This window comes from Xenorhabdus sp. NBAII XenSa04 (assembly GCF_963866145.1).
Lineage (GTDB): Bacteria > Pseudomonadota > Gammaproteobacteria > Enterobacterales > Enterobacteriaceae > Xenorhabdus > Xenorhabdus indica.
Genome location: NZ_CAWMEB010000428.1, coordinates 1 through 21,800, shown reverse-complemented (window position 1 = coordinate 21,800; position 21,800 = coordinate 1). Strand labels below are relative to the sequence as shown.

Sequence of the window (21,800 nt, the reverse complement as noted above, 5' to 3'; positions counted from 1 at the left end):
ATCAAAATGGTGGACAGGTATTAAATAAGAGAGAAAAGAGAATACGTTAATCGACAGTTATAGTGATTAATGATCTTTCTTATTGCAGCTTTTATTACTTTTTTTATCGCTATCTGCATTGTAAAACACAGTACCGAGTTTTATTCTTTCCCGTCCGGTCGCCAAACGATGTCGATTAGTATCGCGCAGAGAATAAATACAGCCACAATATTCTTGCTGATAAAATTCTTCGCGTTTACTGATTTCTATCATACGCGCAGAACCGCCGCCTTTACGCCAGTTATATTCCCAATACGTTAACCCCGGATAACGGGAAGCAGCGCGGACACCACACTCATTAATTTGCTGCATATTTTTCCAGCGTGAAATACCAAGCGAACTGGTAATAACAGGAAAACCATGCTCATGAGCATATAACGCTGTCCGCTCAAAACGCATGTCAAAACACATAGTACAGCGAATGCCGCGTTCAGGTTCGTTTTCCATACCTTTTGCTCGTTCAAACCAGTTATCACGATCATAATCAGCATCAATAAAAGGAATGCCCATCTGTTCTGCAAAACGAATATTTTCATCTTTACGCAGTTCATATTCCTTTAGCGGATGAATATTCGGATTATAGAAAAATATTGTGAAATCTATCCCCGAAGCTAACATCGCTTCCATCACTTCCCCTGAGCACGGCGCACAACATGAGTGCAGCAGTACTTTATTATTTCCATTGGGTAGTGGAAGAGACTTACGTTCATAGTTCAATGACATAGTATTTTACCTAACTCAGACAATAAAAAACCAGGAAGAGAATATGCTTTCCCTCCCTGTGTTTATTAGTTACCCATCTTACCTTTTTCTTCTGCCTTACGACAACGGACAGAAAGAATAGAGAGAAAGAAAAGGCGATTTTGATCACATTAGATCAATCAAACACCTTGTATTTCTGGTAATACCTGCCCACCATCAACCACAATTGTCTGCCCGGTTATATATTTCGCTTCATCAGAAGCCAGGAAACAAGCAGTATAGCCAATATCTTCCGGTGTTCCTAAGGAACGCATTGGGGTTGTAGCTTCGATCTGTTGCAAAAAATCTTCACCGAATGCCTGCAAGCCTTCAGTAGCAATCATGCCTGGCATAATGGAATTAATCGTAATACCCTGAGTTGCATATTCAAGTGCCGCACTTCGCATAAACCCTAGCTGCCCTGCTTTACTCGCACCGTAATGGCTGTATCCCGGCATTCCTACTATCTCACCAGTGATAGATGAAGTCAGTATAATTCGTCCATACTGCTGCTTCTCCATTACACTCAGCGCAGCCTGAACTAATAAAAATGTACCTTTCAGGTTGACGGTATACACTAAATCCCAATCTTCAACCGTCATCTCGTTAAGAAAATGTTGTGGAAAAATACCCGCATTTGAACAAAGAATATCAATCCTGCCATATTTTTCGACAATTCCATCAATCACATTTTTACATGCAGCCTGATCCGTGACATCAAGGGAGATAAAATCAACACCCAATTCTTTGGCAATAACTTCCCCTTTTACTTTATCCGTACCTGAAATAATAGTCGTCGCACCTGCCCGTTTAAATACCTGAGCAATCCCTTTACCAATACCTTTGGTTCCTCCAGAAATAAATGCGATTTTTCCGGCTAAATTAAACATTTTTGTTTCCTTTTATATCGGTAGATACAGTATTTTTGCTACCTTACACTTAATTCCTCAATATATTTTCAGCATGTTATTTTATCAATAACAATAAATATAACCGATATATTAAAAACAATAAAATATCAATTTAATATCTAAACAAAAAGTGTGATGTTATTTAACTTAATTTCGTGAGAAATTTATTGAGAAAAGAGCACTCATAATTACTTATTATGGATTGCATATTATCATCACCGCGATTACTTTTAGTAATAAGTGAAAATACAGGGTAAAAAAATATGACTCTCTCTCATTCATTCTTAAATGAATATGACGGTAGCGCACTATCACCTATTTTATTTCTCAAAAGAACTATATTAAGTAATGGTGACTATCCTGCGATAATAGATGGAGAACAGTGTTGGACGTGGCAACAATATGCAATGCGCTGTGAAAAAGTTGCAGTTGCACTTCAGCAAATGGGAGTGGGTAAAGGTAGTGTTGTCTCCACACTATTATCCAATACTCACGAACTGCTGGAACTACATTATGCTGTTCCGCTATCCGGGGGGATCCTCAACGCTTTAAGTATCAGGACAGATTCAGCTACATTAAATTTTATTTTTGAGAAAATTAATCCTGAGATTTTAGTTATAGATAAAGTCTATCTTCCATTGTTAGATGATGTTGTTTTTAATAATCCGATAAAAATCATTGTGGTTACTGGAAATATTGTGGTTACTGAAAATATTGCGGCAACTCAGCATAATGCAGCTATATTAATATCGGAAACTGATCAGGATCTTATTCACTATGAATCACTGTTAACCCAATACTCATCCAAGACCCTAAATTTTTATCCCATTGACGAACAGGAAGCCATCAGCATTAATTCCACTTCGGGAACCAGTGGACAACCCAAATTGGTTGTCTATTCACACCGGGGAACATACCTTAACGCAATTTCTAATATCCTGGATTGGGATATGCCTAAGCGCCCTACTTATTTATGGACACTACCAATGTTTCATTGCAATGGCTGGTGTTTTCCCTGGACTATAGCTGCACGTGCCGGTACACATATCTGCATGCGCAAATTTGATGCAGAAGAAGCCATACAGCTTATGCAAAAACATCAGGTTACACACTATTGTGGCGCTCCAATTGTGCATTATTCCCTGGGACAAGAAGCTCAGAAACGCGGCATCTCTTTTAATAATCATGTCTACGGTCTTATTGCCGGTGCTCCACCAACAGAGAAAATCTTTGCTCTACTTGACGCTGTCGGGATCGCTGTTACCCAAGTCTATGGCCTGACAGAAACTTATGGGCCGGTCGTTGTTTGTGAAGATAAACATGATTGGGAAACACTACCAACATCAGAAACAATTTTAAAAAAGATGCGTCAGGGTATTGTTTCCAATTTACAAGGAGAGGTCAGGGTTATTGATGAAAACAGCGGGTTAACAGTCCCTTCTGACGGACACTCTATTGGTGAGATTGTCATTCGGGGCAATATTGTTGCCTCTTATGATCCTGCCCGCCATATTACAACTGATATGACAAGTCAGTGGTTTTTTACCGGAGACTTAGCCGTCGTTGATTGCGATGGTTATATTAAAATCATCGATCGGAAAAAAGATATCATTATTTCTGGTGGTGAAAATATTTCCAGCCTTGAGTTGGAGAATGCTCTGTCAAATTACCCCGGAGTTTTGGCTGTCGCTATTGTAGCAAAACCTGATGAATATTGGGGTGAAGTTCCCCATGCCTTTATCGAACTGGATGAACATACATTGATAACTGAACAAGAATTGGATGACTATATCTGTACCGTTGTAGCACGCTATAAGCGGCCCAAAGGCTATACTTTTTTAGCACTGCCACGCAATGTAAACGGAAAGATCCTCAAAGAACAATTAAGAAAATTAGCGAAAGACCCATAACATCCAGGACATGGTAAAATGCGAGAATTCATGCAGCAATATAACATTACTCCCGAAAGAACCTAACTCATTGGAGTAACGCAGGAAATCGAATCCCACTTTTTGCCAGATACCCCATATTGCAATACATTGCACAGGCAGCATCAATCAAAGACATTGCAATTGCTGCCCCGCTACCTTCACCAAGACGCAGATCTAAATGCAGATAAGGCTGTAGCCCCAAATGCTGTAATGCCAACACTGCCCCTTTTTCTGCTGACATATGAGATGGAATACAGTAATCCCGAACAGAAGGAGCTATCTGGACTGCCGCCAGCGCAGAAGCGTAAGAAATAAAACCATCAAGGACAACCGGAACGCCTGCGGCTGCGGCTCCCAAAATCACTCCCGTCATCCCCACAAGCTCAAACCCACCTACCTTTGCTAATACATCAAGGGAAGAATGCACATCTGGCTGATTCACATCAATAGCACGACGTACAACAGATTCTTTATGTCTGAGTCGTTCAATCGGCAAATTAGCGCCCAATCCAACCACATCACAGGGCTCGCTTCCGGTAAGGACACTGATAACTGCCGCTGCTGGTGTCGTATTTGCAATTCCCAGTTCTCCCACACCAAACACTGAAACACCTGCTGCAATACGCTGTTGAACGAGTTGCGCACTGGCCAACAATAATGCTTCTGCATATTCATAAGACATAGCCGGACCTTGTGTAATATTGCCACAACCCTGGGCTAATTTGAGAGAGAGCAAATTATCTATTGGCTCACAATCAATACCAATATCTACAGGCAAAACATGAGTATTGCTGTTTTTCGCCAATACACAAACTCCTGTCAGCCCTTGCAACATATTCCGTGCCTGTATGGCCGTCACATTCTTGGGAGAAATAGCCACACCTTCTTCATAAACGCCGTGATCAGCACACATAACGATAATTTCTTTTTGCAGATTTCGCAGATCCTCAATACCGGGCATTCCCGCAAGTTGTATTGCCAGAGTCTCCAGACGCCCCAGGCTACCAATCGGTTTGACCAAGCTGTCGATATGCTGTGCTGCTGTCTCCATTTTTTCCCGATCAAGCGGTTGAATTTTATCAAGTAAAAGAGACAAAGAGTGAAATTCCATAATTATTCTTCCAGCCAAATTTCAGATTGGGTACTTAAAGGAAACCACATTTATTGGCTCTCCATAAACCAATTTATAAAAGCTATTTTTCAAAAAAACTATTTCCCAAGAAACTATTTCCAAATCAAAATCAAAGTCAGTAAAAAAACCACTTCGCCTATTTCAATTGCCGCTCCTAGTGTATCTCCGGTTTGCCCTCCCAACCGATAATTAAAATAGAGAGAAAGTAAAAAAATGGCGATCATCGTAACCATCATTGCAGATAATCCCTGCCAATCACCAAGTATCATCACCAATACCGTCCCTGTCAGTAAGGTGAGCACCGTACCACGTGGAGTAATGCGGCCAATATAACTGCTCCCCATTCCTTCATTTTCACGGGCATAACGCTGCTCAAACATCAAAAGCACAACAACAGTACGTCCAACAACAGGAGCACAGGATAATAAGGCTAATAATTTCAGGGGAGGATGATAGGCAAGTTCAACAACAGCAAGCATTTTAATGAGGATACAAAAAATCAGGGCCAGCCCGCCATACGTTCCAAGACGACTATCCTGCATAATTTCCAGCATTCTTTCCCTCTGGCGGCTGGAGAAAATCCCGTCACAGGTATCAGCCAGACCATCTAAATGCAATCCGCCAGTCAGAAGCACCAAAGCTAACGCATAACCGATTGCACCAATATACACTCCCCCGCCAGATTGACTTATTGCCAGAGCAATACAGGATGCAATTACGCCGACAATAAAACCAATCAAAGGGAAAGTCGCTATACCCCGCCCTAGCTGATAAAAATCAGTACCTTGAGCCCACTTTGCAGGCACGGGAAGCCGTGTCATAAACTGTAATGTTGCCCAAAAAAGTTTCAATTTCATTTAATCTTCACTCCAATACCAGAAACCATCAGCCAGACTGTTTCTGCTGCCTGTGCCAGTTTCTGGTTAGCTCGTCCGGCAATATCAATAAAATGACGAGCCAGTCGATTTTCAGGAGTAATTCCCATCCCCAATTCATTGGTCACTAAATAAACAGGCATCGGACAATTCAGGCAAGCATCGATCAAGTCATCTATCTGGTGGTGGACAAATACCTCCAATGAGGTGAAATCCAGCTTATCAGGTGACATGCCTTCTGATTTATCAAAAAGCAGGTTAGCAATTAATGTCGTTACACATTCAAGTATAACTCCCTCTTCTGGTTTACGGTGTTGGCGAATAACATTTCCCAGATCCTGATGTCCTTCCCAGGTTCGCCAATGGGGGGGGCGATCTTGCTGATGCCGCTCAATACGAGCAGCCATCTCCTCATCCGTAATTTGAGCCGTAGCAATATACAACACCTGTTCGCAGCGCTCTGTGATCAGCCGTTCAGCATAAGCACTCTTTCCACTACGTGCTCCGCCAGTTACTAAAATCATTTGTTGGCTCCCGAAAATTACACAGTATTTTGTGACTACAGCAAACCTGTTTATATCGTTGCCATAGAATAACGTATTGAATGATTATTTGATGAATTCATACAGATAAGTGTTTTGTATCGACGTGAATTAGCTCACAAAGTCAGACAAATATTCTTATGTGCTGTCTGTTATAGTAATATCCCAATATAATTACCTTACTATTAACAAATATACAGACATGCAAAATCCAGAAAATCATCTCACAGATATATCTACTTTTATGGCCCTCGATATTCGTGTTGGCAGGATCACCAAAGTTGAAAAAATGTGGCCTTAGGGACACGGATGCTGTAATTTTAAATAGGAATACCATGAGAATACAAAAAAGATGTATAGGTTACGTTGCTATTGTTGTTGATGATTACGACAAAGCCATTGATTACTACACCAACAAATTGGGTTTTACGCTGGTGGAAGATATCCCCAACCAGGAAAAAGTGAAGATATTTATGGTAACCGTTGGGATTTATATCAAAACGCAATTTCTTAATAAATATTAGCCCAATTTAATTGGGTTATTTCCCTCATATTAAAAAAACAGATTAATTTTGACTTAAATTTCAAAGTAACAATGGCAACAATATTAATTGTGCCATTGTTATTAATTATGAATGGTAATAAAACAATACTCACTTTAATTTATAACCTTTTACTTCACTTTCAAGCGCTCTGCTTTTTTCATCATAATTTTGAATATCTGTATATGGAATTTTTTTATTTGCAATATTGTAAATGACTTCTGGCAAACTCGCTATAAATTCAATAGGTGATTCAGGTAGTTTTACTGATACTTTTTCTCCTTTACTATATGCAGTTACTGAATGGTTTTCTATTTCCTGAGTATTCAAATTAACAGGTTTATTAGTGCTGTCAATTTTCGCCCCAGTCAGATAAGTTTTACCCACTACGCTTAGATCTACACTATTAGCACCAGAAATACCAGACTGATTCGCCAAAGCCTCATCATCATATTTTTCGTAATCAACCTTTAATTTATCTTTTGTCCCGATTAGAATACTTTTGATTTTACTCAACACCCCAAAAATGCCGGTTGGCTGTTTATCATTAAATAAATTGCCGCTATTAAACATAATTCCAGCATCTACATATGTCTTTTGTCCATTATTTGTATTCTTAACAGTTTCAATATTGAGATTACCTCCAATTTTACCATTTACGCTATCTGCTACAATATTAGAACTTTTGAGTATTGTATCTTTTCCACTAGTTAATGTAACAGTTTCACCTGTAATCTGGCTGTTATGGTTGGTAACTGCATTTGCATAACCTTTGCCGAATTCTCCATAAGCCTTCACACCAAGTTGACCTAATTTAGAACCCGTTATTGCAGCCGCGAATCCTCCTTCACCACCAACTTGAAGACTATTTTTCCTTGTAATATCTTGCGCTGATGTAATAATAATTCCACCCCGTTTTGCTGCTAAATCTATCTGATAACCAGAAACATTTGTGCCTTGTAAGGATAGATTATTATCAGCAGTTAAGTTAACACCTTGTTCACCTTTAATATTACTGTTTTTTGCGATTATCGTATCTTCATCATTTGTAGCATATTTTGCACCAACAAAGACAGATCCAGAATTGACAACACCGGTAGCAACATTAACCCCTATCTGAGCTTCAATACCCACTTTATAATTTGTATTAGAAATCTTATTAGTATTATTTGCCTGATTAAAAGTAATATTCTCTCCCGCATTGATGATAGTTTTTCCACTCTCAGCATCAAAAGATGTACCCTGATATTTGGCATTATGCTTAGCTTGAATATTAATGTTTTTCTGTGCTCTGAAATCACTGACTATAGCGTCAGAGCTGGATTGAGAGCTCCACGATGCACCCCCTTTTCCTCCCCCTTTCACAACAAGATCCTGAGACTGGATGTCAAAACCTGCTTGTAAACCTGCGTTACCTGACGTATGAAAAACATTTTTTTCTTTACGATTAAACGCAGCTTCACTGATATGATTATTTGCTTTTAATTCTATATTTCCATTAGTTGAATGATATTGCGTTCCTTGGTCATAGACATCATCCTTAGCATTAATATTAATATTATCGGCGTTTATTAGAGTAACATCAGCATTTGATGTGCTGGAATGTTCTTTGTGATTATCTCCCTTAGCGGAAATATTAAGAGCAACACCGGGAGAGTTGTTTTTTACCCCCAAAGAAATGCCTAGAGCACCTCCTACTTTCAGATCACCTGAAGATTCAGTAGTACTACTTACTGCCGCCCGGTTCTCTATACGATTAGCGTTAACATCATAATTACCGGCGATATTATGCTGAGTTCCCTGTTGCTCTAATTTATTTCTTGCCTGTAATTTGATGTCACCGGCAATATTCGTTTTTGAAACTCTTGCATTTTTCTGCTGTTGAACGCTATTGATATTGCCATATTGAGTACCAACAGTAGCCCCAATTCCCCCCTTGCCTAAAGAAAACACTAAACCAACACCAGTAGATGAATGAGATTGCTTTTTCGAAATTTCATTATCGGCAGAAAGGAAAGAGATATTATTAGCTAAGATATCAACATTACCATCTGTCGTGACTATATCTGATCCGATAACAGTAACATCTTTACCTGCATTAATGGAAATATTCTTCCCGTTAAGCTCCGATGATTTTTGTGTTATTTTTCCTTGTTGCTGACTATCACTGGTATAATTAATAATAAGTCCAGTATCAAAAAGCTTTCCATTATCTTTATCCTTATCTTTCGTAGCAGGTTTAAATATAAACCCTGCTTTAAGCAAAGATGCTATTTTCTGCCGATCATATTTCTCACCATAAGAGGAAACCTTTAAATCACCAAGTGCATTGATATTCAATGCATTAGCACTTTTTATTAAACTATCCACGACTTGAATATCTTTACCACTGAGTAATTTCAAATCCGCATCAGAAATAACCTGACTTTGTATTGCCGTCTCTTTATATTCTTTTTCTTTATTGGAATCTTTAGTAATATTAAAAACAGTTCCATTCCTCTCATCAATACTATTTTTATGATAATTAACGGCATTATCAATTAATAAGCTTCCATTAATTGTTTCAAAGTATGCACCTTCTCCTGCTTTAATATTACTTCCGGTAATTTTAATTCCATCATCACCTATTACGAATATATACCCATCTGCTGTTACATCAGAGGATTGATTCTGTTTAATCTCATTGTAATTATTTTTATTCTTCCCTCCTGCAATTCCACCCCAGTATGTTACGTTATCATTATCTGTCGATTTATTATCAAAATCTTTAGAAATAATTTGAGATTGTTTACTTGCCTTAATAATTAAATTATTGTCAGCGTGAGATTTAGTACCAATCAATTTAATATTACCATTTGCTTCAATACCCAGATCATTTCCAGCATTCAAATCACTTCTGATATTTTTCTGGGTGGAGTAACCTTTTTCTTTATCCCCTGTAGTTAATTTACCAGAATCAAGTCTGATATATTCTTTATTATTTGTTTTTTCAGCTTCTATCAAATTGTCTATTACCACATCACGCTTAGCAGATAATATGATGTTATTATCTGCATCAATATGCCCACCCTCTATTTTAATATCCTCACCTGTCGCAGCTAATTTCACATTACCGCTAGCTCGAATATTATCTCCATCCTGCTGAAATTTATCATAGCTATTAGTTTTACTATCTTTCCATAAAAATTTCCATTGCTCTTCATTGTCTTCAGTATGCTGATTATATTTCTGCCCTTCTAATTTCAGATTTTCACCGATTAGATTAATATTGTTGCCATAAATATCTGTTGCCATAATTTTATTATCTTTTTGGGCATTCAATGTAATATTTTCACCTTCTAATCTGGTATGAGCAATAGACTGTAATTTTCTCTCCTTACGAGTACTATTTCCGCTCATAAAATAGCTTTCTGACTTTTCATCTTTGAAAGAAACTTCTCCTAAGGCTCCTTGGGATAAAATAGTGTCACCTTTTAATTCAAGATCACCTCCTTTCAGCCTGGCTCCTTCCAATTTTAACTCTCCTTTGGATTCAATGTTAATACCACCACCAGCGGCCATCTCGCCTTGCAGATTAACACCACTACCTTTATCTGTACTTAATAACCGAATACGGCCAGCCTGCATACTGCCTAAATAATAGCTATCAAGTAAACCTACTGCTAATTTTTTTGTATCCAATAGTTGACCATCAGAAGAAATTTTGTTTTGACCTGTTATTATATTAAGATCTTGGTTGGTACTGATTTTACCAAGGCTATTAATTTTGGGGGCAATAAGATTTATAATAGCATCATGTACCAAACCTCCTTCACCAATTTTCAGACTATTTTTACCGTCAAATGTGTTAAACCCTTTCAAAACACCTTTATCAACTAATGGATTACCTACAACTAGCGATAACTGATTTGTATTGATAAAACCACACCCATTACAAGTGATACCATTGGGATTTGCTAATATATAATCTGCCGCCGCGCCAAAAACTTCTTGTCTACCCAGTAATAAAGAAGGATTACGGCTGATAACCTCATTTAAAATGATCTCTGCCTTCCGTCCATGCAAATTATTATTAGCCAATAACTTGCCTGCCAATTGCGAATTACCGTCTATTAGTGAATTATTGAAAACTGCACCATCTTTAGAAACATTAAAATCTTCATATTGATTATGCGATAAGCCTGACTCTGAAGGAGTAGCAATATTAATGACCACTGCGCCATTCTTAGCATTTGTTACATCAGGTTGGTGTGATGGATCACCTCCGGGTGTGATCCCATTGGCAAAACTATTTGAACTGAAGATCATAATAATTGCCACTGACACAGCAAGCCGACCAGTAGGTGATAATCTAAAATCAGTATTTTTCATATAATGACTCCTGTGCTTCTAATTATTACTCTGTGTAATCAAAAACTCTGTGTAATCAAAAAAATAGATTTAAAAAAGTGAAAATAATTACTTAAAAATTAAAAACTGTAAGAGAAACGTGTTAATAGCTGTATAGGATTATCAAGCCCCCGATATTGTGGAGACAAGATTTTTCCTTGGCTGACTTGAATATCAGCAAACAATTGTTGGTAGCGTAATGTCATCCCGGCATTCAGCCCTATAGCATTTATCCATTCACCTTTATTGCTATAACTTTTACTCTGTCCTAAATCTCCACCAATGCTTAATGTCAGAGAGCCTTGAGGTATAGGGATCGGATAAGACAATGTATTCCTTAAATACCAACCATTATCAGAGCATAAGAAACTTCCATTAAATCCTCGAATATTATTTTTATCACCAATATCTATACATTCCATAGCCGGTAACCGATTCCGACTATATTGCGTATAAAGTTCACTATCAAAAAAATAGGATGATTTAAACAGTATAAAGCTCTTTTTCAGATTCAGTGACATTTGACCTTTAATAAAATCCTTGTCCATAACTGTCTGTGCATCAAACCATGGCATTCCTTTATTAATTCCAATATCAAAGGTAAAAATACCTGTAGGAATAACTTGTAAGTGATTGACACTAAGAGAAACAAGACTAACGGTTTCACTACTTGTTATGAGTTTTTCATCATTTAAATAATTATTTCCTTTTTTATATACGACCTGTGTGCTTAATGTATCTATTTGCTTTTGATTACGATGAAATACCCAATCAGCCCGCATTCCTGCTTGTTCAGCATTTCCTCTTATATTTATTGATCTAACCTGTAATTGCATCTTATTTCTATATTTTGAATCAACATAAAATCCGCTGAATGTCATCTCACCATAAGGAAGTGAGTAAAGTAATATATAAGAATGGTTATGTTTTTTTTTAGAATTATTTAATGTAGAGCTTCCACTGAAACTAATAAAATCCGATAATCCCAATGGGCTATCAAAACTGGTATTTAACCTTCCCATCCACTTCCCGGTACTTTTTTGTCCATAATTATCAGTTGTCACAGAAACTTTCCAGGGCGTACTATGTTTGTTATTCAAGAGAATGATAGACCCTCCATTGACTGTACCAGGCAGGATATCCAATGTAGTTCTGTTTGATTGCAGACGATTTGCCTGATCTAACCCTTGATCGAGTTGGTGTATATTTAATGGATTATTCTTTAAATCAGGAAAAAGAGTTTGACTATTAACCCAGCGATCCCCTCCCCGAATATCTTCAACAAAACCTTCTATGATCCTGATCCCTAATGTCTTATCATAATCAGGCGGAATGAGTTTTACTCTGGCTGTAACATAGCCTTTCTGAATATAAAGATTCGTAATTTCTGATGCTAATTTATTAATATAATGACTGGTAATACAATCACTAGGAATAGCACTTAGCGTTTTCAGGTCAGAGGTTGACAATAATGATATTCCCTGCATATAAATGCCACTAATTGGCAGACATTTTTTTGACTCCACGAGCTTTGGTAATGATTTTTTTGCAGAATTCTCTTCTGATCGATTGAGTATTGCCTGATGCAGCCTCTGTTCAATGAGTTTGTTAATCTCCCTTTCACTGTTCTGTAAATTATTTATTCCTTCACTCACAACAGATGGTGATAGATTTTCATTCAGGTTTACCGGAGAAGCGGATGCTGTAAAAGAAATATACGGTATTAAAAATATAAATATTATTGTGAATTTTCTAATCATCATATAGGGCACCAAAATAATCAATTAATACTTATCATTAATATATTAATTCACGCTGGTCATTTTTAATCACAATTAATTAACATCAGATGTAGCACTTGCATATTGCCATAGTTTTACAAAAAAAATACAAACAATTCATAAACACCAATAATAAAAAGATTAATTCGCAATCATTTGATAATATTGACTCAATAAAAAATCGTTAATTATCCCTATGAAAATTATAAGAAATAAAGTCAATAATCTATTTTTATCAATATAATCAAACTAATAAAATATTTTCTTCAGATGAATAACAATAAATATATATTTAAATAAAAGCAATTTGTGAAAAACATCTTATATCATGAAGATAGACTTAAATATCAGGGTTGTTATCTAACAATACAGAAACCAGACTTGTTTTCGATAGCATTAGGCAGGTTTACACAAATTTTTTAATTTCATTATGTGAATGTAATATATTAATATATGAAGTATCTTTCGTTATCACAAGATATCAAAGGCTGTTCCATAAAAACCAAACACTTGTTTGTGAGAAACAGATTTAACCATAACACTTTGATATAAAATAATTTTATTTAGAATAAAATATAGTTTACAATCTGAACACTTTTATTATCCTAAACATTGTTGATTTATCAGAATAATATTTTTGATTCAGATCACAATTTGAACAAAAAATCAATCCAACCAAACTTACGATCACTTTCTCAAAAGCCGAATAAATTATAAAAATAACCTTTACTGTCCACTCAATATGAAATAAAAATATGAATACAAAAAGTAACCAAGGTCATAATATGTCAAATAGGGAAAATCAAATACTGCAAATTTTAAAACGAGACCCTTTTATCCAACAGCAAGAAATTGCAGATATTCTTGGAATTAGTCGCTCGTGTGTTGCAGGACATATTATGAATCTAAGTAAAAAAGGTTACATCAAAGGGAAAGGTTATATTTTGTCCAATGATGTTTATGCTGTTACGATTGGAGCAACTAACATAGATATAACCAGCTATACCTTTGCTAAAATAGTATTTGATGATTCCAACCCAGGGAAAATAATCTCGACCCCCGGTGGGGTCGGGAGAAATATCGCTCAGAATATTGCTGCATTAAAAAATGAAAGTTATTTAATTTCTGTCGTTGGCAACGACCAACATGGTAAGCTTCTGTCAGAACAAACAAAATTATCTGGCGTTAATATTAAATATTTACATAAGCTGGATGATGAAAAAACATCAATCTGCAATTCATTTATTGATGAAAATGGAAAGTGTATCATATCTGTAAATGATATGAGCATTCTGAATAAACTTACTCCCTCATTACTGACTCAATCTAAAAAACTTATCCAAAATGCCAGTGTATTAGTTCTTGATTGCAATTTATCTCAGGAATCATTGGAATGGATATTCAACCACGCTAATAATGTTCCGATTTTTGTTGATACTGTTTCCACCTTCAAAGCATCTAATATCCGCCATTGGCTATCCTATATCCATACTCTGAAACCTAATCGCTCCGAAGCCAAAATACTCAGTGGTATTGAGATTGAAACATTGGAGGACGCAGCCATTGCTGCATCTTGGTTTCATCAACAGGGTGTCCAACGAATAATTTTAAGTATGGATGCTGAAGGTGTGTATTATAGTGAATTAGATAATAAAGCAGGCTATTCACGCGCATTAATGAGTAATGTCGTCAATACAAATGGAGCCGGTGATGCGATGATGGCAGGGCTTGCTCACTGCTGGCTGGCCGGAATGACACTGGAAGATAGTGTTCAATTTTCTCAACAATGTTCTGCTTTTACCCTGTCATCAGAAAATATCGATATTTTCCCCAATAAATTTAAACATCGGTAGCCTTGTTTGGTATCAATTTTTTTCATAAACATCTGGACGAAATATTTGCCAGACAAAATTTTCACGATTAACAGGAGAATAGCCAAACTTTTCGTATAACCAATGCGCGGATGAAGTCACCAGCATTATTCTTCGTAATCGTTGAATAATAGGGTGAGATTGGCAACATGTCATTAACCAGCTTCCTAGCTGCTGTTTTTGATATTCTTCTAATATATAAACATCGCACAGGTATCCAAAAGTTGAAAAATCTGTCACGAATCTAGCAAACCCTATCTGCACGTTCTTGTCATACAATCCAAATGCCAGACTGTTTTCAATAGAGCACCGTACTGTTTCGAGATCAATTCCTTTAGCCCAATGAGAATGTGTAAGAAACTGGTGGATAGTCGTGATATCTAATAGTGATTTATCTGTTGAAACTCGATAGTTTTCTTTTTCCCAATATGGATTTTGCACTATATTTTTCCCTTAAAATATTTATAACCATTTATAAATTGTATAAGGAATCACTTAAGTTTTTTGTGTAAACCTTAACATTTTTATTTATATTCATAATAATTAGTTAAATTTCTGTAAAGAGATTTTTTGATAAAAAGGGTTTTAATAATCCGAACTTCTTCATTATGACCCAATTCTTTCTATTCTTGTATGCTTGGGAATATTCTGTTGGTGGTGGGATGTATGATAATTCCAGAGTGTATCGATTAGACATCTGTGTTTAGATGCCGGAAGATCCAATTTGGAATCAACACTATGTTGCGGGTTATTATTGATGAGTGATTCACCGAATTACACCCGCAACTTTCTGTGGATTGAAATTATTCTGTTCAATGCGACTGACTCAGACTTAAGCGGCTCTCACTATATAATTGAATGCCACATTATGAGGTCGTGTTTCGTTATCACCAGCCATTCCAATAGATTTATCTTCACTTGTACTACCTAATCTATTGACACAAATAGGTATTTTACCGCGAATTAGATCGGCATCATCATTAGTAGTCGTAGGACTGTTTGTGGTTTTGATGGTCATGTTCCCAATAGTTAGATCGGTTAAACAAGGTAGTATTCATGCTCGATGAACGTGCCTATCACTTTATCGTGCATTTCTTCGGATTTAGAATAGTCTATAGTTTTTCGATTCAGTCTCTTGATGCGAATACGCAGGGTGAGATTGGTTCTTTCGATACGTTGAGTCAATGCCTTTCCTGTGAGATGTTTTCCCTCAGGAAGGCAGTTGTAAACGGCATAATTATCCGTACAGTAGAACTGGATGTTGAAAGGAGACAGAAGTGTCAGCAATTTTTCCAACGTTTTCCTGCTGCGATCATCCAAGACATGTGCGATGACTCGCTTCATATTCGGTTCCCAGGCATACCAGAACCAACACTGATGACAAACGACCCTTGCTCGTCTATTTCATCGATAATCTGAATATCACTCCCTACCAGTGGCACGTGGTTACGTTTCTTGGCGTGAGTTTTTTCGTGTGCGAATGACCGTGTTAATACCGACCTTCAGAATGCGAGCGGTATCCCTGACACCAGAGTTATTCATTGCCATATCAACAATCTGCTCTTTCATGCCGGGATGGCAGGCTTGATAGGTGTAATTCAGTTGAAAGGTTTTACGGCAGGCATAACAGTGATAACGGGGTGCCCAGTACGTCCTTTTCCATGTCCTTTCACCACATCACATCCGGCGCATGGAGTTACGCCAGCTCCAGCGGGGCGACATCGACTTCGAACGTGGTGCGGTAGTGGTGAATCAGGGCAAAGAGAATAAAGATCGGGTTGTGCCTATCGGTGAGCGGGCGCTGGGCTGGCTGAAGCACTATCTGGAACATGTCCGGCCTCAGTTGGCTGCACAGTACGACAGCGGCTACTTGTTTATCTCACAAAAGGGCAGGCCTCTGAGTCTGGGGCATCTGACGCAGATCGCAGGCAAAGCCATCCGTCAACAGGCACAGCTGGACAAACCGGGCGCCTGCCATCTGTTCCGGCACTCAATGGCCACGCAAATGCTGGATAACGGTGCCGATATCCGGCATATCCAGGCGATGCTGGGGCATGAGAAGATCAACACAACCCAGATCTATACGCGGGTCGCCATCAAACAGTTAAAGCGGGTGCATCAGCAGACGCATCCAGCAGAACGGGCGGATAATCAGCAGCCGAACGCCGACACCGAGCCACCGGAGAGCTGCTCATGCACTGAACCTGCGGAAATTACCGTATCAGACCGACACCGCGATGGCAGCGGACAGCCCGATAATCCCCGTTGAGTTCGCTGGGTGCGGGGCAGGGGCAGACCGTGGCCGGACTGCCCGGAAGCATCGGCGTAGGCGGGGGTAAATGGGCAATCTGCATTATGTCTGGCGCCCCCGCTGTTCGGCATCGCTGGGTGGGGTGAATCCTTATGGGTATGTGTATAATCCGGTATCTTGGGTTGATCCTCTGGGGCTGGCAGGTGGAAAAGGAAACAAAGGGGAACCTGTAAAACCTAAAACTCCAGAAGTGGTTGAGTTAGACCCTAAAACCATTAGATTTAGCCAAAACTCAGTTAATGGTGCTGCTGACATAACTCAAAGCATGAAGAATAAAGGTTGGGCTGGAGATCCAATTGATGTAGTTAGAATGAAAGATGGCGGGCTGACAACAATAGATAACACTAGGGTTTTAGCTGCATCAAGAGCTGGTGTTAATGTTAAAGCCCGAATTCATGATGGTTCATCACCACTGCCAACAGAATTTGTCGAACGTTTTACAACCAAAAAAGGCACTCCATCAACATGGAAAGAAGCTATTAATCTTCGCATAGGAAAACAAAGTGCAGGATATAGAAATAGATATCCTGATGGTTCACCTGTTATAGGATCTCTTGATTAGTATGGAACAACTATTAACAAAATCAGAACTTCCAGAATGGTTTTCTTATCCACATGAATTTACAAGGATAGTTGAACAAAACTTACTCGACTTTGATCCTTGGATCATTTTGGAAGGAGAACGGCTTAGAGTTCGCTTTGATGGCTTGAAAAAAAGATATCCAAATAGAGATATTATTCCTTTCGCTCGTCGAGAAGATAATGATGATGTCGCTTGTTGGGATAAAGCTAATCCCAACCAAGTTGTTATCATTCATGATTTTTCAAGTGAAGGGTATGAAAACGTGGGTAACTTTGAGTCATTTTGGGACTGGCTTAGAGCTGCCTTAGAAGCAACTATCGAATACGATGAATAAATACTGATATATTGAAAAAGCCGGAAAGATCCGCGTGATCTTCCGGCTTTCTTCTTTTTTAAGAGCCGCTCATGAAGGCCGAAAAATAACTGGAAAAAGTCTGAAACCAGTTTCTAAAAACGGCAAGGGAAACAAAAATCAGTGCGAATGATCCAGAAAGTGGGTTTACGAGTTTCTCATTGGTAAAACCCACTGCATCCAGTAATATCACTGAACTATTACGGTACTGTCGTCCTTGATAAGAAGTCGACCATTTTCCAGCTTGATACAATGATCAGCCAAGTGGAAAAAGCGATCGTCGTGTGTAATAGCCAGTACTGCTTTACCGCGTGCTGCTAGTTCGGGCAGTAATTCCTGATAGAATACGGTCTTAAACAGTGGATCCTGATCAGCAGCCCATTCATCGAATAGGTAAAATGGCCGGTCTTCCAAATAAGCAACCACCAAGGCGAGGCGTTTTCGTTGTCCCAGTGATAAATCACGGGTTGAGAAACAACCATTTTCAATCTTTACCTTGTGATCTAAATGTAGTTTAGCGAGCAACGCGTTAGCACGCGCATCTAATGTCGAATCTGCATCACTCAAGCCTACCAATGTTTCGAAAAGGTGAAAATCAGAGAAAATCGCTGAAAATAATTGTCGGTAGTTTGCTCTATTGCTGTCAGTGATGGCATGTCCATCAACAGTAATGACACCGCTTTCTGGTGTATAGAGGCCAACTAATAGCTTGGCGAGTGTCGTTTTACCACTGCCGTTACCACCAATCAGAAAAGTAATTTCTCCTCTTTTAAGTTCCATATCAATGGAACCAAGTTGGAATACTTCATCTTCTCTCTCTCGATAATAGCTGTGGGTAATGCCAGACAAGTGTAGTGAGTGAACTTCACCGAACTCGTCAGCACAGATTTGCGGGCCAAAGTAATCTTGTTCATTCAATTCAGAAAGTATATTTCCGATGCGATTCAGCGATACACGAGCTGCATTCAGTGCTGGGATACTGTTGAGTAGCCCATCCAAAGGCATCAGCATAAACAGAAAGATAATCAAATAGCCAGCCAGAGTCGTTGTTTCAAGGCCTGGTATCACAGTCGGGGCAAATATTACCACGCCTAAAAACACATAAAATAAGAAGAGGATCCAGCCAGCGCCAAAGGCATAAACACTAAAAGCACGAGTACGATGCTGGCGTACCGCATCAATCTCGCTGCCAAGCGAGTGGGTAAAAAAAGATTGAGCACGTGAGAAGTGTAACTTCAACTCTTTCGCACCAGAAAATAAGGCGTTGAAGTGATTGAAGAGACGGTCTTGCGCCTTACCCGCTTCCTTGAATGAATTGATCGCTCTGGTTCCGCCAAGGCTGTAACCGAGTGAGCCAATGATGACCACAACCAATGCCAAGAAGAACACGGGCCAGGACAACCAAGCCAGATAACTGAGGCAGCCTAGTACGATCGAACCCTGCATTATGATATTGGGTAAGGTGAAGAATAACATTGATACATTAGTTGCATCATCTGTGATAATAGATTGACCTCGAGATGAACCAAGCAGTTCAATCTGGCGAAAGGGGGCACGCGCAACGCGTTCTGAAATAAGTTGGCGCATCTTCGCCATTGTATTCTGGCTTAATTTAGCGAAAATCACGCCACTCAGTATGCGACAGGTAATAGCCAGCACAGCCAGGATACCAAAATACCAAGCGAGCAAAGAATAGTTATCATTGGGGATTGTCACTGCTCTGTTAATTAGAGTAATCAAAGAGACGCTGGAAATACCATTGACGATACTAGCAAAAACAGCAATGGCAAGTGCCCAGCGCGAACGGTACAAAAGTGAGAGTAAGATCTGATGGGCTGGTTGTTTTATTGTCGAAGTGTTCATTTATAGTCCATAAATTATGTGCATAACTAGCTGGTGTATCTATCCTTTTTGGTGAATAACATACTGAGGAATCACTTGATATCAGGTAAGCAAATTCCTATGTCACTACACCTAAAGACCAGATTGGTTAGAAAGCGATAAAATGCCAGCCCCGCAAGGCTGGCTAAAGTCATAGCGTTGAGTCACTTTACTTCATGAAGTGCCTTTCAAGATTAGGGTTATTAACATAATCCAACTCTTCCCATAACCAAGTGGCAAATTGTTTAACTTGTGGGTTGGACAGCATAGTCATGTGATTACCAGATACGATCATCGTATTTAGCTGAGTGACATGTTTGGACCACATATTTTTGCGGTTTTCTGTTTCATCAACGTCTCCTTCTTTGGCGTTAATCAGATGAGCGAGGCCTTCATAGCGGGCAGAAGGTGTATAATTTGCATTCAAATTAGCTTGCATAACCTGAACGATACCTTGCAACAGTGACATCGATGCATGCGCAGGGAAAATACCGACATTCACCAACGTTCTCAGCAGGAGCTGAATCTGCTCATCTGATTCCTGGTTTTCGAAGTCTTTTCTCGTAAACGGTAATGGTTGAGTCAGCATCATGTTGTAGATATCGATCAATTTCATGAATGTTTCAACACGGCCAACAGCTTTCGGAACACTATCCTGTAAGTCAGGGGCTCTGCTATCAACGAGTATAAGATCGGTCACTCTTTCTCCTTGTGCCTGTAGTTGTAACGCAATCTCAAAGGCTATCCAACCGCCGAAGGAATGACCTAGCAGGTGATAAGGGCCATGAGGTTGCATTTGACGGATCGCTTGAACATAAGCATGAGCCGTACCTTCAACGCTGATATAAGGAGGAAGATGTGACTCTATTAGGCCACGAGACTGTAAAGCGTGTACAGGTAGCTGGGACGGAAGTGACAATGCCAATGCAATAAAACTGGAGGCACTGGCACCTGCACCAGGAATACAGAAAAGCGGGGGAATAGAGGCAGTCCCTTTTTGGATAATGACACCTGGAGCATAGGAAGTAGGCAGCAAATGCTCAGTGATCGAATCGACCAATTGATTGATCAAAGGTTGTTGCATGATAGTGCTATGAGTTCCACCAATAGGATGAAGTACAGAATGCTCTCCGACAATATCACGCCAACCACGCCAAGAGTCGTACCCAGAAGGTAACTTATCTGCTGTATAGAGATAGATGGGTAACGATGATGCGGGAGCAATATAGCTGCGACCAAATTGTAAAATGGTTCTTTGGGTATCGATACGAAGGAGGACATCCTCTTTTGTAATACCCATTGGCAGCCACTGGCGTTCTTCACAAAAAGCAAGAACTTCGTTCAAGTCTTTAATATGATAAAGTTTATCAAAGTCGGGCTCATCAACAATGTCCATATGATCACGTAAGTAATTAATAATCATATCGATATCTTTCTGCGTATCATTTATCGATTTGTTGACATCAATATCAAGTTCATGACTATATCCACTTGCAGTATCAATTTTGAGCCCGCTCAAGTTATAGGAATCGATCATTCCAAGATATTTGACTTCCTCACCACTGTTAATCAATTGCAAAGCCATCTCGTAAACAATAACCCCCCCGATTGACCAACCTGCAAGGTAATAGGGGCCATGGGATTGAACCCGACGAATAGCCTGGATATGGCAAGCGGCCAGCTCTTCAATAGACGTTGGTGGATTTTCTATTGTGTGGAAGCCCAGTGCCTGTAACCCATAGACAGGTAATTCTGACGGTAGCAAAGTGGCTAGTAGCGAATAAGCCAGCGGATCACCTGTGGTTTCGTGTACCAAGAATAATGGCGGTAAACTGCCTGAAGGGCTTAACGGCACAGGATTCGCGTCAAAAGGCGAACTTGGTTTGATTGAGACATCGCTACTATTGCTACTATCGTTA

Annotated in this window: 14 protein-coding genes and 3 pseudogenes; 6 read left to right on the top strand and 11 right to left on the bottom strand. The window is 39.0% G+C overall.

The window, feature by feature from the left end; all coding sequences use genetic code 11:
• Window positions 1-66: 66 nt before the first annotated feature.
• Window positions 67-762 (bottom strand): epoxyqueuosine reductase QueH, encoded by a 696-nt coding sequence (locus AAC147_RS17940; RefSeq protein ID WP_047683390.1) that lies wholly within the window; start codon window positions 760-762, stop codon window positions 67-69.
• 158 nt (window positions 763-920) lie between these two features.
• Window positions 921-1,670 carry an SDR family oxidoreductase gene (locus AAC147_RS17935; RefSeq protein ID WP_047683388.1) on the bottom strand — a complete coding sequence of 250 codons (750 nt, stop codon included), beginning with the start codon at window positions 1,668-1,670 and terminating at the stop codon, window positions 921-923.
• Window positions 1,671-1,954: 284 nt separating this feature from the next.
• On the opposite strand from AAC147_RS17935, the gene AAC147_RS17930 reads away from it, so the two are divergent.
• A complete protein-coding gene (locus AAC147_RS17930; RefSeq protein WP_047683386.1) occupies window positions 1,955-3,601 on the top strand; it encodes an AMP-binding protein in 1,647 nt (548 codons plus the stop codon).
• Window positions 3,602-3,668: 67 nt separating this feature from the next.
• On the opposite strand, the gene cobT is transcribed toward AAC147_RS17930, so the two are convergent.
• The 3 genes from cobT to cobU form a co-directional block, all read right to left on the bottom strand.
• Window positions 3,669-4,733, bottom strand: coding sequence for a nicotinate-nucleotide--dimethylbenzimidazole phosphoribosyltransferase (gene cobT, locus AAC147_RS17925; RefSeq protein WP_047683384.1), 1,065 nt, complete (start codon window positions 4,731-4,733; stop codon window positions 3,669-3,671).
• A gap of 113 nt (window positions 4,734-4,846) precedes the next feature.
• Window positions 4,847-5,611 carry an adenosylcobinamide-GDP ribazoletransferase gene (cobS, locus tag AAC147_RS17920; protein ID WP_047683382.1) on the bottom strand — a complete coding sequence of 255 codons (765 nt, stop codon included), beginning with the start codon at window positions 5,609-5,611 and terminating at the stop codon, window positions 4,847-4,849.
• Window positions 5,608-6,153, bottom strand: a complete 546-nt coding sequence (gene cobU, locus AAC147_RS17915) for a bifunctional adenosylcobinamide kinase/adenosylcobinamide-phosphate guanylyltransferase (RefSeq protein WP_047683381.1) — start codon at window positions 6,151-6,153, stop codon at window positions 5,608-5,610. Before cobU ends, cobS begins: the two co-directional genes overlap by 4 nt.
• Before the next feature lie 353 nt (window positions 6,154-6,506).
• Between cobU and AAC147_RS17910 the strand changes: the two are divergent.
• Window positions 6,507-6,632, top strand: a pseudogene (locus AAC147_RS17910) (VOC family protein); the annotation flags it as partial.
• A 192-nt stretch (window positions 6,633-6,824) separates the two neighbouring features.
• Here the strand turns inward: AAC147_RS17910 and AAC147_RS17905 are convergent.
• Both AAC147_RS17905 and AAC147_RS17900 read right to left on the bottom strand, forming a co-directional pair.
• The gene (locus AAC147_RS17905; protein ID WP_047683377.1) at window positions 6,825-11,084 is read right to left on the bottom strand and encodes a hemagglutinin repeat-containing protein; all 4,260 of its coding nucleotides are present in this window, start codon (window positions 11,082-11,084) and stop codon (window positions 6,825-6,827) included.
• A 98-nt stretch (window positions 11,085-11,182) separates the two neighbouring features.
• A complete protein-coding gene (locus AAC147_RS17900) occupies window positions 11,183-12,865 on the bottom strand; it encodes a ShlB/FhaC/HecB family hemolysin secretion/activation protein (RefSeq protein WP_231571501.1) in 1,683 nt (560 codons plus the stop codon).
• Between the two features lie 803 nt (window positions 12,866-13,668).
• Between AAC147_RS17900 and AAC147_RS17895 the strand changes: the two genes are divergently transcribed.
• Window positions 13,669-14,736 (top strand): PfkB family carbohydrate kinase, encoded by a 1,068-nt coding sequence (locus tag AAC147_RS17895; protein ID WP_047683433.1) that lies wholly within the window; start codon window positions 13,669-13,671, stop codon window positions 14,734-14,736.
• A gap of 12 nt (window positions 14,737-14,748) precedes the next feature.
• Here AAC147_RS17895 and AAC147_RS17890 read toward each other — a convergent pair whose 3' ends face one another.
• Both AAC147_RS17890 and AAC147_RS17885 read right to left on the bottom strand, forming a co-directional pair.
• A complete protein-coding gene (locus AAC147_RS17890) occupies window positions 14,749-15,195 on the bottom strand; it encodes a GNAT family N-acetyltransferase (RefSeq protein ID WP_047683375.1) in 447 nt (148 codons plus the stop codon).
• Between the two features lie 597 nt (window positions 15,196-15,792).
• Window positions 15,793-16,430 (bottom strand): annotated as a pseudogene (locus AAC147_RS17885) (IS1 family transposase).
• Window positions 16,431-16,435: 5 nt separating this feature from the next.
• Here AAC147_RS17885 and AAC147_RS17880 point away from each other — a divergent pair.
• The 3 genes and pseudogenes from AAC147_RS17880 to AAC147_RS17870 all read left to right on the top strand — a co-directional run.
• Window positions 16,436-17,023, top strand: a pseudogene (locus tag AAC147_RS17880) (tyrosine-type recombinase/integrase); the annotation flags it as partial.
• Window positions 17,024-17,093: 70 nt separating this feature from the next.
• Window positions 17,094-17,627: a hypothetical protein gene (locus tag AAC147_RS17875; protein ID WP_231571499.1), complete on the top strand. Its 534-nt coding sequence runs from the start codon at window positions 17,094-17,096 to the stop codon at window positions 17,625-17,627.
• Window position 17,628: 1 nt separating this feature from the next.
• Window positions 17,629-17,982 (top strand): hypothetical protein, encoded by a 354-nt coding sequence (locus tag AAC147_RS17870; protein WP_052189625.1) that lies wholly within the window; start codon window positions 17,629-17,631, stop codon window positions 17,980-17,982.
• A 207-nt stretch (window positions 17,983-18,189) separates the two neighbouring features.
• On the opposite strand, the gene AAC147_RS17865 is transcribed toward AAC147_RS17870, so the two are convergent.
• A complete protein-coding gene (locus AAC147_RS17865) occupies window positions 18,190-19,863 on the bottom strand; it encodes a cyclic peptide export ABC transporter (protein WP_047683373.1) in 1,674 nt (557 codons plus the stop codon).
• A 187-nt stretch (window positions 19,864-20,050) separates the two neighbouring features.
• Window positions 20,051-21,800, bottom strand: a 1,750-nt coding sequence (locus AAC147_RS17860; protein ID WP_047683371.1) for a thioesterase domain-containing protein, incomplete at its 5' end; no start/stop codon positions are given.

Coding starts and splice junctions, on each gene's coding strand:
- AAC147_RS17940 (WP_047683390.1), bottom strand. CDS start 762: ATGTCATTGAACTATGAACGTAAGTCTCTTCCACTACCCAATGGAAAT.
- AAC147_RS17935 (WP_047683388.1), bottom strand. CDS start 1,670: ATGTTTAATTTAGCCGGAAAAATCGCATTTATTTCTGGAGGAACCAAA.
- AAC147_RS17930 (WP_047683386.1), top strand. CDS start 1,955: ATGACTCTCTCTCATTCATTCTTAAATGAATATGACGGTAGCGCACTA.
- cobT (WP_047683384.1), bottom strand. CDS start 4,733: ATGGAATTTCACTCTTTGTCTCTTTTACTTGATAAAATTCAACCGCTT.
- cobS (WP_047683382.1), bottom strand. CDS start 5,611: ATGAAATTGAAACTTTTTTGGGCAACATTACAGTTTATGACACGGCTT.
- cobU (WP_047683381.1), bottom strand. CDS start 6,153: ATGATTTTAGTAACTGGCGGAGCACGTAGTGGAAAGAGTGCTTATGCT.
- AAC147_RS17905 (WP_047683377.1), bottom strand. CDS start 11,084: ATGAAAAATACTGATTTTAGATTATCACCTACTGGTCGGCTTGCTGTG.
- AAC147_RS17900 (WP_231571501.1), bottom strand. CDS start 12,865: ATGATGATTAGAAAATTCACAATAATATTTATATTTTTAATACCGTAT.
- AAC147_RS17895 (WP_047683433.1), top strand. CDS start 13,669: ATGTCAAATAGGGAAAATCAAATACTGCAAATTTTAAAACGAGACCCT.
- AAC147_RS17875 (WP_231571499.1), top strand. CDS start 17,094: ATGGGCAATCTGCATTATGTCTGGCGCCCCCGCTGTTCGGCATCGCTG.
- AAC147_RS17870 (WP_052189625.1), top strand. CDS start 17,629: ATGGAACAACTATTAACAAAATCAGAACTTCCAGAATGGTTTTCTTAT.
- AAC147_RS17865 (WP_047683373.1), bottom strand. CDS start 19,863: ATGAACACTTCGACAATAAAACAACCAGCCCATCAGATCTTACTCTCA.